Source organism: Methylocystis sp. Uni0008 (genome assembly GCF_056838045.1).
The window spans coordinates 2,098,510-2,111,288 of the sequence record NZ_CM166370.1 but is presented as its reverse complement, the minus strand read 5'-3'; the positions used below and the strand labels follow the sequence as shown (position 1 = coordinate 2,111,288).

Annotated in this window: 14 protein-coding genes; 10 read left to right on the top strand and 4 right to left on the bottom strand. The window is 62.4% G+C overall.

The window, feature by feature from the left end:
• The first annotated feature begins 1 nt into the window (after position 1).
• Entirely contained in the window at positions 2–832 is an 831-nt protein-coding gene (locus tag AC0X69_RS10520) for a lytic transglycosylase domain-containing protein (protein WP_482607447.1), read from the top strand.
• A gap of 243 nt (positions 833–1,075) precedes the next feature.
• The gene (locus tag AC0X69_RS10515) at positions 1,076–2,815 is read left to right on the top strand and encodes a relaxase/mobilization nuclease domain-containing protein (protein ID WP_482607446.1); all 1,740 of its coding nucleotides are present in this window, start codon (positions 1,076–1,078) and stop codon (positions 2,813–2,815) included.
• Between the two features lie 48 nt (positions 2,816–2,863).
• On the opposite strand, the gene AC0X69_RS10510 is transcribed toward AC0X69_RS10515, so the two are convergent.
• Together AC0X69_RS10510 and AC0X69_RS10505 are read right to left on the bottom strand one after the other, a co-directional pair.
• Positions 2,864–3,745: an ImmA/IrrE family metallo-endopeptidase gene (locus tag AC0X69_RS10510; RefSeq protein ID WP_482607444.1), complete on the bottom strand. Its 882-nt coding sequence runs from the start codon at positions 3,743–3,745 to the stop codon at positions 2,864–2,866.
• Complete coding sequence (locus AC0X69_RS10505; RefSeq protein WP_482607443.1) at positions 3,742–4,125, bottom strand: helix-turn-helix domain-containing protein; 384 nt, start codon at positions 4,123–4,125, stop codon at positions 3,742–3,744. Before AC0X69_RS10505 ends, AC0X69_RS10510 begins: the two co-directional genes overlap by 4 nt.
• 122 nt (positions 4,126–4,247) lie before the next feature.
• On the opposite strand from AC0X69_RS10505, the gene AC0X69_RS10500 reads away from it, so the two are divergent.
• The 3 genes from AC0X69_RS10500 to AC0X69_RS10490 are packed head-to-tail and all read left to right on the top strand — an operon-like array spanning position 4,248 to position 7,060.
• Positions 4,248–5,534: a nucleotidyltransferase domain-containing protein gene (locus tag AC0X69_RS10500; protein ID WP_482607441.1), complete on the top strand. Its 1,287-nt coding sequence runs from the start codon at positions 4,248–4,250 to the stop codon at positions 5,532–5,534.
• Positions 5,524–6,024 carry a type II CBASS E2 protein gene (locus tag AC0X69_RS10495; protein ID WP_482607439.1) on the top strand — a complete coding sequence of 167 codons (501 nt, stop codon included), beginning with the start codon at positions 5,524–5,526 and terminating at the stop codon, positions 6,022–6,024. Before AC0X69_RS10500 ends, AC0X69_RS10495 begins: the two co-directional genes overlap by 11 nt.
• Positions 6,014–7,060, top strand: a complete 1,047-nt coding sequence (locus AC0X69_RS10490; protein ID WP_482607437.1) for a CBASS cGAMP-activated phospholipase — start codon at positions 6,014–6,016, stop codon at positions 7,058–7,060. The genes AC0X69_RS10495 and AC0X69_RS10490 overlap by 11 nt, the downstream gene beginning before the upstream one ends.
• A gap of 162 nt (positions 7,061–7,222) precedes the next feature.
• Here the strand turns inward: AC0X69_RS10490 and AC0X69_RS10485 are convergent, their stop codons facing one another.
• Together AC0X69_RS10485 and AC0X69_RS10480 are read right to left on the bottom strand one after the other, a co-directional pair.
• Positions 7,223–7,912, bottom strand: coding sequence for an RES family NAD+ phosphorylase (locus tag AC0X69_RS10485; RefSeq protein WP_482607435.1), 690 nt, complete (start codon positions 7,910–7,912; stop codon positions 7,223–7,225).
• The gene (locus AC0X69_RS10480) at positions 7,913–8,359 is read right to left on the bottom strand and encodes an antitoxin Xre-like helix-turn-helix domain-containing protein (RefSeq protein ID WP_482607433.1); all 447 of its coding nucleotides are present in this window, start codon (positions 8,357–8,359) and stop codon (positions 7,913–7,915) included.
• Between the two features lie 207 nt (positions 8,360–8,566).
• Between AC0X69_RS10480 and AC0X69_RS10475 the strand changes: the two genes are divergently transcribed.
• The 5 genes from AC0X69_RS10475 (at position 8,567) to AC0X69_RS10455 (ending at position 12,778) form a co-directional block, all read left to right on the top strand.
• The gene (locus tag AC0X69_RS10475; protein WP_482607432.1) at positions 8,567–10,585 is read left to right on the top strand and encodes a conjugal transfer protein TraG; all 2,019 of its coding nucleotides are present in this window, start codon (positions 8,567–8,569) and stop codon (positions 10,583–10,585) included.
• A 7-nt stretch (positions 10,586–10,592) separates the two neighbouring features.
• The gene (locus tag AC0X69_RS10470; RefSeq protein WP_482607430.1) at positions 10,593–11,030 is read left to right on the top strand and encodes a ribbon-helix-helix protein, CopG family; all 438 of its coding nucleotides are present in this window, start codon (positions 10,593–10,595) and stop codon (positions 11,028–11,030) included.
• A 209-nt stretch (positions 11,031–11,239) separates the two neighbouring features.
• Complete coding sequence (gene trbB, locus AC0X69_RS10465) at positions 11,240–12,178, top strand: P-type conjugative transfer ATPase TrbB (RefSeq protein WP_482607428.1); 939 nt, start codon at positions 11,240–11,242, stop codon at positions 12,176–12,178.
• Entirely contained in the window at positions 12,171–12,494 is a 324-nt protein-coding gene (locus AC0X69_RS10460; RefSeq protein ID WP_482607427.1) for a TrbC/VirB2 family type IV secretion system protein, read from the top strand. Before trbB ends, AC0X69_RS10460 begins: the two co-directional genes overlap by 8 nt.
• On the top strand, positions 12,494–12,778 hold the full coding sequence (locus AC0X69_RS10455; protein WP_482607425.1) for a VirB3 family type IV secretion system protein: 285 nt from the start codon (positions 12,494–12,496) through the stop codon (positions 12,776–12,778). Before AC0X69_RS10460 ends, AC0X69_RS10455 begins: the two co-directional genes overlap by 1 nt.
• Position 12,779 lies beyond the last annotated feature (1 nt).

The following is a 12,779-nucleotide window of genomic DNA, read 5'->3' as shown; positions in this document are numbered from 1 at the left end:
AATGGCGCCTAAGAAAATTCGCACGCTCACCAGAGGACGTTGCCGCCGATTTGCGTTTTCGGTGAATATGCTCAGTTTTTTGACAGCGTTTGGCGCGATTTTGCTTTCGCAGGCACATGCTACCGAAACCGCCAAATGCGCGCTCAATTCGACTCAGGCATCGGCGGAAGCCATCAGCAGTGCGACTGACGAGGCGTCGCGCCGCTTCCATATCCCGCCCCAATGGATTGGGGCAGTCATGCGCGCTGAAAGTCATGGCGACACATGCGCCGTATCCCGAAAAGGCGCAATCGGTCTGATGCAGATCATGCCAGCGACCTACCTGGAGCTACGCCTCAAGCATGCTCTTGGACCCGATCCATTCGATCCACGCGACAACATCTTGGCCGGCGCAGCCTATCTTTCCGAGATGTTCGAGCGTTATGGCGAAGGCGGTTTCCTTGCCGCCTATAATGCCGGTCCGCGGCGCTACGGAGAATATTTGCATGGACGCCCGTTGCCGGCGGAGACGACAAATTACGTTGCGGGACTTGCATTGAAATTGGGCCTCGATGAGCTTCCTGCCAAACAAAGTTCCCCATCCGCCGACATCAGCAAACCGTCAACCTTCGTTGCTCTAACCAAACTGAATTCTGCGCGGCAAATCGCCGGAAACAGCGCGACCAGCGCCGGAGCGACTACCGGGGAAGCCGTCCCTCACCCTCTTTTTCCGGCGCAGCGCGACGACAAAATATTTGCGCGAATTTCGCTTTCGAATGACGACGCTATCGCAGATTTGAGCCCGGTTCATCGTTCGGCTACCGAAATTTTTGTAGCGCGTCGCGCTCGATGATCCCTTTCAAGCTCTATCGCATGTTAGCGCAGCAACTCGCGCCTTTGTGCGCGAGCGTGGCGGAGGGAGCGCAAGCGACCGACCTATGGCAGGATAAAAGAGACAGCCTGCGGCTTTCTCGGGCGGTCGTTTTGGCGTTACTCGTCAACATGTTCGCACAGGCTGCGTATTTGAGGCGCAGCCGGTCGGTTTCGACAAGCCGTTGCATAGACTCATCAATTTTCACCTCGTCGGACTGCTGCCATGTCTCGTGACGACGAAATCAACATTCGTCCTGGCCGTATCCGATCGAAGGCGCCGGTAAAGGGGAAGAGCTTCGTTGCGCGCGTTCTCGCGGCGACGCAGAAGGCCGGCGGGCTGCATCGCTCTGGCGCTCGCGGAAGTAGTCGCGGCGCCTTCGGGCGCGGCCGCGCCGCGAGCCTCGGTGCGCTGCGCGGTCTGAGTTCAGGGTCTCGTGGCGTGGTGATCAAGGCGCGCGTCGTTCGGCACAGCCAAAAATCGGTGCCGCTCTCCGCTCACCTGTCCTATCTTCGCCGCGACGGCGTCACCCGCGACGGCGCTCCGGGCAGAATGTTCGACGCGGCCAGCGACGAAGCGGATGCACGCGCTTTCGCCGAACGCTGCCAGGGCGACCGACACCATTTTCGATTCATTGTCTCCCCAGATGACGCCCCCGAGCTCTCCGACCTTCGCGCCTTCACGCGCGATCTGATGGCAGAAATGTCGCGCGATCTCCGCACGACGATCGATTGGGTGGCGGTCGAACATTGGAACACCGAGCATCCCCACATCCACGTCCTGATGCGGGGCCGAGCAGACGACGGCGGCGATCTCGTTATCAACCGCGACTATATCAGCCGGGGTCTTCGCGCCCGGGCCGAACAGCTCGTGACCTTGGAGCTTGGGGCCCGTAGCGAGCAGGAAATCCGTCGCGCTTTGGAGAGGCAAGTCGACGCCGATCGCTGGACGCCGCTCGATCAAGCCCTCGCGCGCGAGGGCGCCCGCCATGACGGGTTGATTGATCTTCGGCCCGTTGGCGACCGGGCTCAGAATGCCGAGCGAACCATGCTTGTCGCCCGCGCCCGCAAGCTGGAGAGACTCGGCCTCGCGGCGCCGACCGGCCCAGGACAATGGGTCATGGCCGAGAACGCGGAGACGACGTTGCGCGCGCTCGGCGAGCGCGGCGACATCATCAAGCGCATCCATCGTGGCTTGAGTGAGCGCGGTCTTGATCGTGCCCCAGCTGAATTCGTGCTCGACGCCGAAACGCGCGGCGATACGATCATCGGCCGACTTCTCTCTCGAGGCCTCGACGATGAACTGAAGTGTTCCGCATTCGCGATCATCGACGGCGTGGACGGCCGAACCCATCATGTGCGGTTTTCTGATCTCGACGCGACTAGCGACGCCGCTCCAGGCGCCATCGTCGAAACGAGGTGCCTCATGGCGCGCGAAGGTGAACCGTCGCGCCTTGTTCTCGCGGTGCGCTCCGATCACGCACTCGCTGATCAAGTTCACGCCCCCGGCGCGACGTGGCTCGATCGGCGCCTGGTGGCCACGGAGCCGACACCTCTCGCCGAGAACGGCTTTGGACGCGAAGTGAGGGACGCACTGGAGGCTCGCACCGAGCACCTCGTCTCGGAAGGACTCGGCCGGAGGCAAGGCCAGCGCGTCGTCTTCGCTCGCGACTTGCTCGATACGTTGCGGAAGCGGGAACTCGATGTAGCTAGCGGTCGCATCGCCGCCGAAACCGGCCTCCCGCGCCACGCTGTCGCTGAGGGAGAAACCGTCGCCGGTGTCTATCGCAGTCGCCTCACGCTCGCGTCGGGCCGCTTCGCGATGATCGACGACGGCCTCGGCTTCCAGCTCGTGCCCTGGGCGCCGTCGCTGGAGAAGGAAATCGGCAAGCAGGTTTCGGGCGTCATGTCGCCGGGCGGGAGCGTGGATTGGAGTTTTGGACGGAGGCGAGGGATCGGACGATAAGGCGACACATCTATCAAGCCGCTAAGCCGAGTCTAACGTCTGTGTCCGTCATCGACGGAACCGTGGCGTCCAGCTTTCGATGAGATCGTCTTCGTTCTCGTCATCGGCCTGGGTCTCTTCCTGACCGATCGGTTTTGAGACGAGAACTGTCAGCACCTTGCCGTACCGGCCGAGACCAACGGACTCTTCAGACAGGGCGGCCTTCGTCGTGCCGCCGAGCCAGTCGCGCACATCAACTTCATCTGTCACGCGCTCCCCAGCCAGCACGGCATCGCACTGGGCGACGAGGCGGGCCGTCGCGGTACCCTTTGGAATGAGCGATCCCTTGCGAATCCAGTCGAGCTTCGGGAGCGACTTCATCGCTTCGGACATGAAGCAGTAATCGATCGTCTCGCCGGTGCTGACGATGACCGCGACGGCAGCGTCGGTGAGTTCCGCGAAGCGGATTGCCGTCGCCGTGCGCGACGTCACGCAGTGTTCCGCCACCACGTCGATCGCATCCAGCCCCGGGTCGTGGCGGTCCATCGCTTTGCGGAAGGGGGCTTCAGCCATCAAAAGGCCGGCCGCAAAATGATCGGCCTCCAGCTCATACGGGTCGTTGGTCACAAATCCCGCGCGCGAGACGTGCGGTCCGTTCTTCAGGACTTGGTCGACGTGACCCGGCAAAAAATAGTGCCCCAACTCGTGGCTGACGCTGAAACGCTGGAAGCCGGCGCTGGGAATATGGGTGGCATAAATGATGCCGAAGTCATTGCCGTGCCGCAGCAGCATGCCCGACACGCCCTCATGCTCCTCGGGCTTGCCCTCGATCATGATGTCCCGGCTCTCCGCGATGGCGAAGGGGTCGACCGGCAGCTCCGTGAGGCCTTCCTCCTTCAGGAAGGCCTCTGCCGTCTGCCGGGCAAGCTTGAGGCTGAAGACCCGGCTCACTCGTCCTTCTCTTTCCTGGCTTTCCGGTTGGCCAGCATTTCAAGGAAATCCTTTGCGATCTCGCGGTCGTGGCCAGTCAGTTTGGCGACGTCCCGGAACAGCGGATCGCCGTCCTGGGCCAGTTCTGGGCTGTCGACGCGGCCGAGCAAGTAGTCTGTAGTGATCTCCAGCGCGATCGCGAGTCGCTTGAGCGAATCGAAGGAAGGTTTGCGGCCGGTCTCGAAATGCGCGATCGAGCTGGGCGGCATACGCGCCCGTTTCGCCAGATCCTCCTGGCTATAACCCCTTAATTCCCTAGCATTTTTTAGCCTCTCGCGAAAAATGTCGGTCGAGGTTTGGTTTTCAGTCATGTCTTCTCCGACAGGTAAAACTTGACGCATTCTATAGAGCGTCATACATTCAAGACATGTATCTCATGTCGTGAACGACATACACAAGCAAAAGATCACGGCTTGGGCCGCCTGCCATCGGGGCCATGCCGCCAGACACAAGGATCCGTTTCATGTCCTACCAGAACCCCTTCCAGCAGACAGCCGCCCTCGACGAAGTCCTTCTCGATGTCGCCGCGCTCATCGAACTCAGCCCCCGCGACCGACGAATCGCGGAGAACCGTTACCGCCTGCTCAAACGTCACCTCGAACGCGACAAAAGCCCCCTCGCACCGTACCTGGTCGACGGCGTCAGCCTGATCTACGCGCAGGGCTCGATTGCCACGAGCACCACAATCGTAAGCGGCGCCGAGGACGATCGGTTCGATGTCGATGCGATCGTCGAAATCGACGTGCCGACGGAATGGGACGACTGCCGGGCGCTCGATCTTCTGGAAGAGGCGTTGCAGGGCTTCGCCGGCGCCGTCGCCATCGTACGCTGCACGCGCTGCGTCCAGTTGCAGTTCCCGTTCATGCACATGGACGTGACGATCATGGACCGACGCGCCCGGGTCGCCATTCCTCGCGCCGGGCAAATTTTCCATTCGCCGGACGAAGGCTATGCGTATCGCGTTGACTCAAACCCCTGGGGCTTCACAGCGTGGTTCCGGTCGACCGTTGGCATCGGTCAGGCGGCGTTTGCCGAGAGTCTGGGCCGCCACCGTGCCGCCGCAGCCCGTAGCCGCCTGCAATTCATCGACGAGCAGGAACGCCTTGTCGTGATGAAGGCCGACCAGCTCGACTTGCCGCCGATGATCCCGAGCGCCATCGACGCGCAGGAGGCTGTCTCACTGAAGCTCCTTAAGCGCTATCTCAACCTGCGCTACGAGAGCCTGACGCTGAACCGCCCACCCTCGATCTACTTCACCAAAAGGGCGGGCGACGTCGGCTATATTTCACAGGGCCTCTCGGCGCAGCTCTTGGCACTGGCTCATTCTACGGCCGAGATCATGCGGGCGCACATCGCGAACGGCACCCGGCCGGAGGAGGAGAACCCGTCCTATCCGGCCGATCAGATCAACGACCGGTGGCCCAGTGCCGGGCGGGAGGGCATAACCGATATGCGCACTCTCGCCGAACAGCTTGAGTATCTCGCGGAGCGCATTGAGACGATGGCCGTCGCGCCGCTCGCGGAAATCGCGAAGGCGATCGACGACCTGTTCGGCGAGCGCGTCGGGCGGGAACAGCGCACAGTGCTGGCCGAACGCTACGACCGGCGCGGCAGCGCGACTCCCATCCTGTCGGCGGCCCGCTCGGGCGCGATCCAGGCCCCGGCCGTCGTGGTATCGCCCGAGCGGTTTCGCGAGGTTCCGCGCCACAATTTCCATCCCTGCGTTCTGGGCGGCGGGGATGATGAATAGCGGCGGCAGGCGCCGGTCGCCCGACGCGCAGCTGACGGCGATGCGCCGCTTGTGGCCCGACTTCAAGGGCCGCAGGCTGCCGGATGGAACGCTCTGGTGGAGTGGGCCGCTGCGGCCGAAAGCGCAGTTTTACGCCGTCTCGCTATTCTGGAAGCCGGGAGCAATGTCGTTGCCCTACGTGATGGTTGACGACCCGCCGCTCGCGCCGCGGCCGGGCGCCACATTTGCTGAAATACCTCACCTTATCTTTCATCCGGAAGAGCCGACACGCTCGGGCCTGTGCCTGTTCGATCCGGAGGGCCGAGAGTGGTCCGATGCGGATCTGATCGCGGAGACGACGATCTACTGGGCCGCCGAGTGGCTGGCCTATTACGAATTGTGGAACCTGACCGGCGAATGGCTGGCGCCCGGCGTCGGCTATGACAGTGTGGCGCGCATGCACGCCGCTGAAGCGCGGACAGTGAAGGAGGTGCTGGCGGATGTTCTCTGATCGGCGCACAAATAGTCTGCGAACCAAGCGACGGCGCCAGCCTTGGCCAAAGAACAAGACGTTCAAGATCCTCTCGCTCGACGGCGGAGGGATCAGGGGAGTTTACACCGCAGAGCTTCTGCGTCGGTGTGACGAGACTTTTGGGCGGGGTGAGCCGCTCACGCGTTATTTCGACATGATTGCAGGTACGTCGACGGGGGGCATCATCGCTTTGGGATTGGGACTGGGATTTTCTACGGCAGATATTTCGGCTTTTTACCGCGACGACGGGCGTCGGATTTTTCCGCCCATGCCGGGGTGCCGGCTGGGCAGGATGCGCCAAAAGCTGGAATGGGCTTTCGGCCCCAAGCTGGCGCATGAAGAGCTCGAGAAGGCGCTGAAGAACCGGTTCGAGGATCATCTTCTCGGCGAGTCCGCCGCGCGTATCGTGATTCCGGCGTTCATGGTGCCGAAGACGGAAATCACAGTCTTCAAGACAGACCATCACGAGGATTTCCGGAACGATTACCAGACGCTGATGTGGAAGGTGGCCCGTTCGACCTCTGCGGCGCCGACTTATCTTAAGGGACACGAGCACGAAGAAAGCGGTCGGATTTTCATCGACGGTGGAGTATGGGCGAACAACCCCGTGATGGTCGCCCTGGTGGACGCGCTTTCGGCATACGACCTGACGCCTGGCCAGATCGAAGTTTTCAGCATCGGAACAGGAAATGCGCCGTTCGAGCTGGGCAGGGCTAGCGTCTTTGGCGGCTTGTGGGCATGGAAAGAGGTCATCAGAGCCGCCATGTTTCTTACTACCGACAACGCAACAGCACAGGCTAAGCTCTTACTTGGCCCTGATCGTTGTCTGCGCCTTGAACCGGCGGGCGAGGATGCGCTGGTCGAGATGGATGACTACGATGGGGCGTTCGCACGGCTTCCAGCTTTGGCGGACCGGGACTTTGAGACGAACAAGGAAAGTATCGCACGGTTCTTTTTTGAGATTGCGCCCCCTCGGGAGCGGCACTACTCCGTGGGCAAGGCTCAAGCGGGTTAGGCGACATTCGCGTCCAAGATTAGATGTTTCAAATAGCATGGAATGGCAGATAGTTAGACGCGAAGCGAACCACTATTTTTTCGATCCAGATGCAGATTTTGAACGGTTCCTGGACGCCTAGATGGAGCCTTTGAGCGAATTCCGCTGACCCCACTTCGCCGATCAACTCAGCCGGATCATCGCCGGCGTGGGCGCGCCTTGCCATTCAAGCCGCCAGATGCCGCCCTGCCGCAGGTTCTGGACCAGATCGGGCCGGAAGGCGACAAGGCACGCGCCGCCGGCATGGCGAGCCGACGGGTAAACAATGCCGTTACTCGCGGCCTCCGTCCGCAGGCGCCGCCCGAGCGTCTGGCCGGCCGGATAGGCGACGCCAGGGTCTTCGCGAAGGGCGGGCTCGCTTTCCGGGTCGGCGCCGCGAAGATCGTGAAACGGCCCGAAGAAATCGGCGAGCAGTTCGGCATAGTCGGTGACGTTATCGAACCGGCCAATCGCTTCGAGCTCGCGCGTCAAATGGTAGGACACTTCGCCAAGCGACGCTTCGACCTCGAAGGCGCAATACCATGCGCCGCGATCCTCGCTGTTGAAGCGATTGCCGCCCGGCCTCGTATGCGTGAAAGCGGCGTTGATGAAGGTGTAGCCGGGGCGGCCGAATACCAGTTCTCGTGGATCCAGACCTGACAAGCCCCTCTCCTGCGCCTGCAATCGACCATTGGTCACGCTCTCTAGACCGGCGAGATCTTCCAGAGCGCCGAAATTGGCGGCGAGCGGCGAGAGAACCGGCGGCTTGAGGCGGCCCGTCGAAATCAGCCGCACCGTATCGCGCTGAGATAGATCGACCGTCGGCGGCGACATTTACAAACCGCCGCGCAACGCGTCGATTTGCCGGCGAACTTCGAGCATTTTGGGAATGCCGCCCTCGATCATGGCGTCGAGTGGCCGGCGACCGGCATAGAGCGGCCCCTTGTTCGGCAGTCGCACCCATTCGTCGGAAAGCGGCTCCGAGAACAGCAGCCGCAGCCCCTTGAATATGCCAACGAGCGCGCTGACCCTAGTCAGCGTGTCCTGCGACAGCGCGCCGGGCCATTCGCCCTTTTTCATGCGAAACCAGGTCCGCTCGGACACGCCGCCAAGCAGCGCGCAAATTTCTGCGCTGGTCAGCCGCCAGATTTCCGAAAGGCGCACGACACCCTCAACGGCCGCGGGCGTCAGACGCTCCCGCGTCGCCGCATCCGCGAGATTGGGCGGCGTTGGGGGAAGCCCACCGTCCATGGCCGGGCCAGCGGCGTTTGCAAAGCTCATGACGGCCTCACAGGTTTCTTGTCATTTGACAGTCTATATACTGCCAATTGGCAGGCTATTCAAGAGACGTCCGCGTCACGAACGCTGTCGCGCATCGCCGGGCCCATTTTCGACATCCCCTGTTTTTGCACGCCTGAGCACGACGGCATTCGGCCGTCGCCGAATTTCTCTTGCACTCCGGAGCGTTGGCTTCGGAAGCTCACGCCCATGTCCGCTACCCGCATCCTCTGGGGTCAAATTCTCGTCGTCTTCGCGATTGTGCTCGCGACCACATGGGGCGCGACACAATGGACAGCGTGGCGTCTGGCCTTTCAGCCCGAATTGGGGCCGGCATGGTTCTCCATCGTCTCGTGGCCGATCTATCCCCCGCCTGCATTCTTCTGGTGGTGGTATCATTTCGACGCCTACGCGCCGTCCATTTTTGTTGAAGGCGCCGTGATCGCCGCCTCAGGCGGGTTCGCTTCAATCGCCGTCGCTATCGGCATGTCGGTTCATCGAGCGCAAGAAGCCAAGAACGTCATCACCTATGGTTCGGCGCGCTGGGTGACGGCAAGTGAGGTGCGCCAAGCCAAGCTGCTCGATCCAGACGGCGTCGTACTGGGACGTTTCGACGACGACTATCTGCGCCACGATGGACCGGAGCATGTCTTATGTTTCGCGCCGACCCGCTCAGGCAAAGGCGTTGGCCTTGTCGTGCCGACGCTCCTCACTTGGCCCGGTTCGGCCATCGTTCACGATATCAAGGGCGAGAACTGGGGTCTGACCGCCGGCTGGCGGGCGCGCTTCGGGCGCGTGCTGCTGTTCGATCCGACCAATGAGAATTCATGCCCCTACAATCCGTTGTTGGAGGTCCGGCGTGGGGCGGCCGAGGTGCGCGATGTTCAAAACGTCGCCGATATTCTCGTCGATCCCGAAGGCGCGCTGGAACGGCGAAATCACTGGGAGAAAACCAGCCACTCGCTGCTTGTTGGCGCGATCTTGCATGTCCTCTATGCGGAAGCCGACAAGACGCTCGCCGGCGTCGCCAATTTCCTGTCCGATCCCAGGCGCCCCATCGAGACGACGCTGCGCGCCATGATGACGACCGCGCATCTTGGCGACGTCGGGCCTCATCCCGTCGTCGCTTCGACCGCGCGCGAACTCTTGAACAAATCCGAAAACGAACGCTCCGGCGTGCTCTCCACCGCCATGTCCTTCCTTGGCCTCTACCGTGATCCTGTCGTGGCGCAGGTGACGCGCCGCTGCGATTGGCGGATCGACGATCTTGTATCGGCCCCGAGGCCGGCGACGCTCTACCTCGTCGTGCCGCCTTCCGATATTTCTCGCACCAAGCCATTGGTGCGCCTGGTCCTCAACCAGATCGGTCGTCGACTGACGGAGGAGTTGGACGCCAAGCAACGACGCCATCGCGTGCTCTTGATGCTCGACGAATTTCCGGCGCTCGGACGCCTGGACTTTTTCGAGTCGGCACTCGCCTTTATGGCCGGCTATGGGCTGAAGAGCTTTCTTATCTCCCAGTCGCTCAATCAGATCGAGAAAGCATATGGCCCAAACAACGCTATCCTCGACAATTGCCATGTGCGCGTTTCCTTCGCGACCAATGACGAACGCACAGCCAAGCGGGTGTCCGACGCGCTGGGCACCGCCACGGAAATACGCGACGCGCGCAACTATGCGGGCCATCGCCTCTCACCCTGGCTCGGCCATCTCATGGTGTCGCGTCAGGAGACGGCGCGTCCGCTGCTGACGCCGGGCGAAGTCATGCAACTTCCGCCCTCCGACGAGTTGGTGCTCGTCTCCGGGCTCGCGCCGATCCGCGCGAAGAAGGCACGCTATTTCGAGGATCGGCGATTGATGGCGCGCATCCTGCCAACACCAGCTGAAAAACGTCACGACCAGGGCGAATCACCTGACGGCGAATCGCCGCGCGACGCCCAAGATGATTGGAGCGCTTTCATTTTGCCGACAAAAGAGCCGACAAATGCGCGGGCCGCCCTCGCCAAAAAATCGGATGATCCCGATAATGGCGGCATTCGTCGTGAACCCGAGATTCCGGAGCATGAGGCGATCGCCCCCGAGTCGGCGCCTTCCACGCAGTCGCTGGACGATCCACCGCCCGAAGAACCCGACGACGAAGAAGTCATCCGCGCCCGAACGCTCGGCGCCCGTGTCCGATCGGTCGCGCGCCAAGCATCCATGGATCCCGACGACGGAATAGCTCTGTGAGGTATCCATGTCGGTAAAGCAACGCCTCTCGGTCTATCTCGACGCCGACATGATGGCGCGGCTCGAAAAACTCGCCGATAAGGAACGCACAGCCAAATCGGCGGTTGCGGAAGCCGCGATCATGTCGTTTCTGACCGCCGACGACGCTGATCGCTGGGAGGCAGCGGTCGCGCGCCGCATGGATCGGCTCACACGCTCGGTCGATCGCATGGAACGCGACCTCGAATTTTCGGTCGAGGCGCTCGCGCTCTATATCCGCGCCTGGCTCACCGCGACGCCGCCTCTCCCCGACAACGCGCAGGCCACCGCCCAGGCCAAGGGCCGCGAACGCTACGAAAGTTTCATCGAGGCGTTGGGGAGAAGACTCGCGAAGGGTCAACGCCTTTCACGAGAGGTCTCTCAGGAAGTCGCACCACCCTCTGGATCGAACGGCGCCGAGTCATAAGGCTGATCCATCGCTCGAGCTCACTTGCTCTCTTCCCTGTCATTATGCGCCAGAGCCCTACGCCCCCGACTGGCTTGTTGCATCGTATCGGCTTCGGCCTTTCTTAATCGACCCTGGTTTCGAGCCGCCGACAAGCGATTCGACGAACACCGGGGACGGCAGTGGCGGCTCACACTCAACACGCAGAAGCGATCTCGCGCGGCGCGCGCATGTTGCGCACCGCTCTGGGAGCACAGATTGCCGAATGGCTCGACGACGACGGCGTCGTCGAAATCATGCTCAATCCAGACGGACGGCTCTGGCTCGATCGGCTGACGAGCGGATTGGAGGACGCGGGCGCGCGCCTCTCGCCCGAAGACGGCGAACGTATCGTGCGGCTCGTTGCGCACCATGTCGGCGCCGAGGTTCATTCGGGCGCGCCACGGGTCTCGGCGGAATTGCCGGAAACAGGCGAGCGCTTCGAGGGACTGCTGCCGCCTATCGTCGCGGCGCCGGCTTTCGCGATCCGCAAGCCGGCGGTCGCTATCTTCACGCTCGATGACTATGTCGCCGCCCTGATTATGGGGCCGCAGCAGGCGTCGATCCTGCGCGCCGCCGTCGTCGAACGAAGCAATATTCTCGTCGCCGGCGGCACTTCGACCGGCAAGAGGACGCTCGTCAATGCGCTGCTGGCGGAAGTCGCCAGAACGAATGATCGCGTTGTCCTGATCGAAGACACGCGGGAACTGCAATGCGCCGCGCCGAACCTTTTGGCGCTACGCACCAAGGAAGGCGTCGCGACCCTCTCCGAACTCGTCCGCTCATCGCTGCGCCTGCGACCCGACCGCATTCCAATCGGCGAAGTGCGCGGCAGCGAAGCCCTCGATCTTCTGAAGGCGTGGGGAACCGGACATCCGGGCGGCGTCGGCACGATCCACGCGGGCTCCGCGCTCGGCGCGCTTCGTCGCCTCGAACAGCTCATCCAGGAAGCCGTCGTGACCGTTCCGCGCGCGATGATCGCCGAGACGATCCAGATCATCGCTGTGCTGGCGGGTCGCGGCGACAAACGCCGGCTCATCGAACTCGCCGCCGTGCAGGGACTGACCGAATACGGCGACTATGCGCTTGCCGATCTCACCCATCTCAAACTCGGAGAAGACCATGAATAGGACTTTGGCTCGTAAGCGCGTTGGCGCTGTCGTTCTCATCGTTGGCGTCGCCGTCCTTTCGACGCCGTCCTTCGCCGCCGGCTCCAACATGCCCTGGGAGCAGCCGCTCCAGCAGATCCTGCAGTCGATCGAGGGACCGGTCGCCAAGATCGTGGCGGTGATCATCATCATCACGACGGGCCTGACGCTCGCCTTTGGCGATACGTCGGGCGGGTTTCGGCGGCTGGTGCAGATCGTCTTCGGTCTTTCGATCGCTTTCGCCGCGTCGAGCTTCTTTCTCTCCTTTTTCTCCTTCGGCGGCGGAGCGCTGATCTGATGGAGAACGCGTCAATCCAAAATGGCAGCTCTATCGCTGGATTCCGCGTTCCGGTGCATCGCGCCCTGACCGAACCGATCCTGCTCGGCGGCGCGCCGCGCGCCATCGCTATCCTGAACGGCACACTAGCAGCAGCGCTTGGTCTTGGTCTGCGGCTGTGGATCGCCGGGCTCGCCTTCTGGATCGTGGCGCAATTTGCCGCCGTCTGGGCGGCGAAGCGCGATCCCGACTTCGTCGAAGTCGTGCGCCGGCATCTGCGCTACCCCGCCCATCTTGGCGCTTGAG

What these genes read in the sequence shown, in the direction of transcription:
- AC0X69_RS10520 (WP_482607447.1), top strand. Translation starts at nt 2, where the DNA reads ATGGCGCCTAAGAAAATTCGCACGCTCACCAGAGGACGTTGCCGCCGA.
- AC0X69_RS10515 (WP_482607446.1), top strand. Translation starts at nt 1,076, where the DNA reads ATGTCTCGTGACGACGAAATCAACATTCGTCCTGGCCGTATCCGATCG.
- AC0X69_RS10505 (WP_482607443.1), bottom strand. Translation starts at nt 4,125, where the DNA reads ATGCGTCAAGTTTTACCTGTCGGAGAAGACATGACTGAAAACCAAACC.
- AC0X69_RS10500 (WP_482607441.1), top strand. Translation starts at nt 4,248, where the DNA reads ATGTCCTACCAGAACCCCTTCCAGCAGACAGCCGCCCTCGACGAAGTC.
- AC0X69_RS10495 (WP_482607439.1), top strand. Translation starts at nt 5,524, where the DNA reads ATGATGAATAGCGGCGGCAGGCGCCGGTCGCCCGACGCGCAGCTGACG.
- AC0X69_RS10490 (WP_482607437.1), top strand. Translation starts at nt 6,014, where the DNA reads ATGTTCTCTGATCGGCGCACAAATAGTCTGCGAACCAAGCGACGGCGC.
- AC0X69_RS10485 (WP_482607435.1), bottom strand. Translation starts at nt 7,912, where the DNA reads ATGTCGCCGCCGACGGTCGATCTATCTCAGCGCGATACGGTGCGGCTG.
- AC0X69_RS10480 (WP_482607433.1), bottom strand. Translation starts at nt 8,359, where the DNA reads ATGAGCTTTGCAAACGCCGCTGGCCCGGCCATGGACGGTGGGCTTCCC.
- AC0X69_RS10475 (WP_482607432.1), top strand. Translation starts at nt 8,567, where the DNA reads ATGTCCGCTACCCGCATCCTCTGGGGTCAAATTCTCGTCGTCTTCGCG.
- AC0X69_RS10470 (WP_482607430.1), top strand. Translation starts at nt 10,593, where the DNA reads ATGTCGGTAAAGCAACGCCTCTCGGTCTATCTCGACGCCGACATGATG.
- trbB (WP_482607428.1), top strand. Translation starts at nt 11,240, where the DNA reads ATGTTGCGCACCGCTCTGGGAGCACAGATTGCCGAATGGCTCGACGAC.
- AC0X69_RS10460 (WP_482607427.1), top strand. Translation starts at nt 12,171, where the DNA reads ATGAATAGGACTTTGGCTCGTAAGCGCGTTGGCGCTGTCGTTCTCATC.
- AC0X69_RS10455 (WP_482607425.1), top strand. Translation starts at nt 12,494, where the DNA reads ATGGAGAACGCGTCAATCCAAAATGGCAGCTCTATCGCTGGATTCCGC.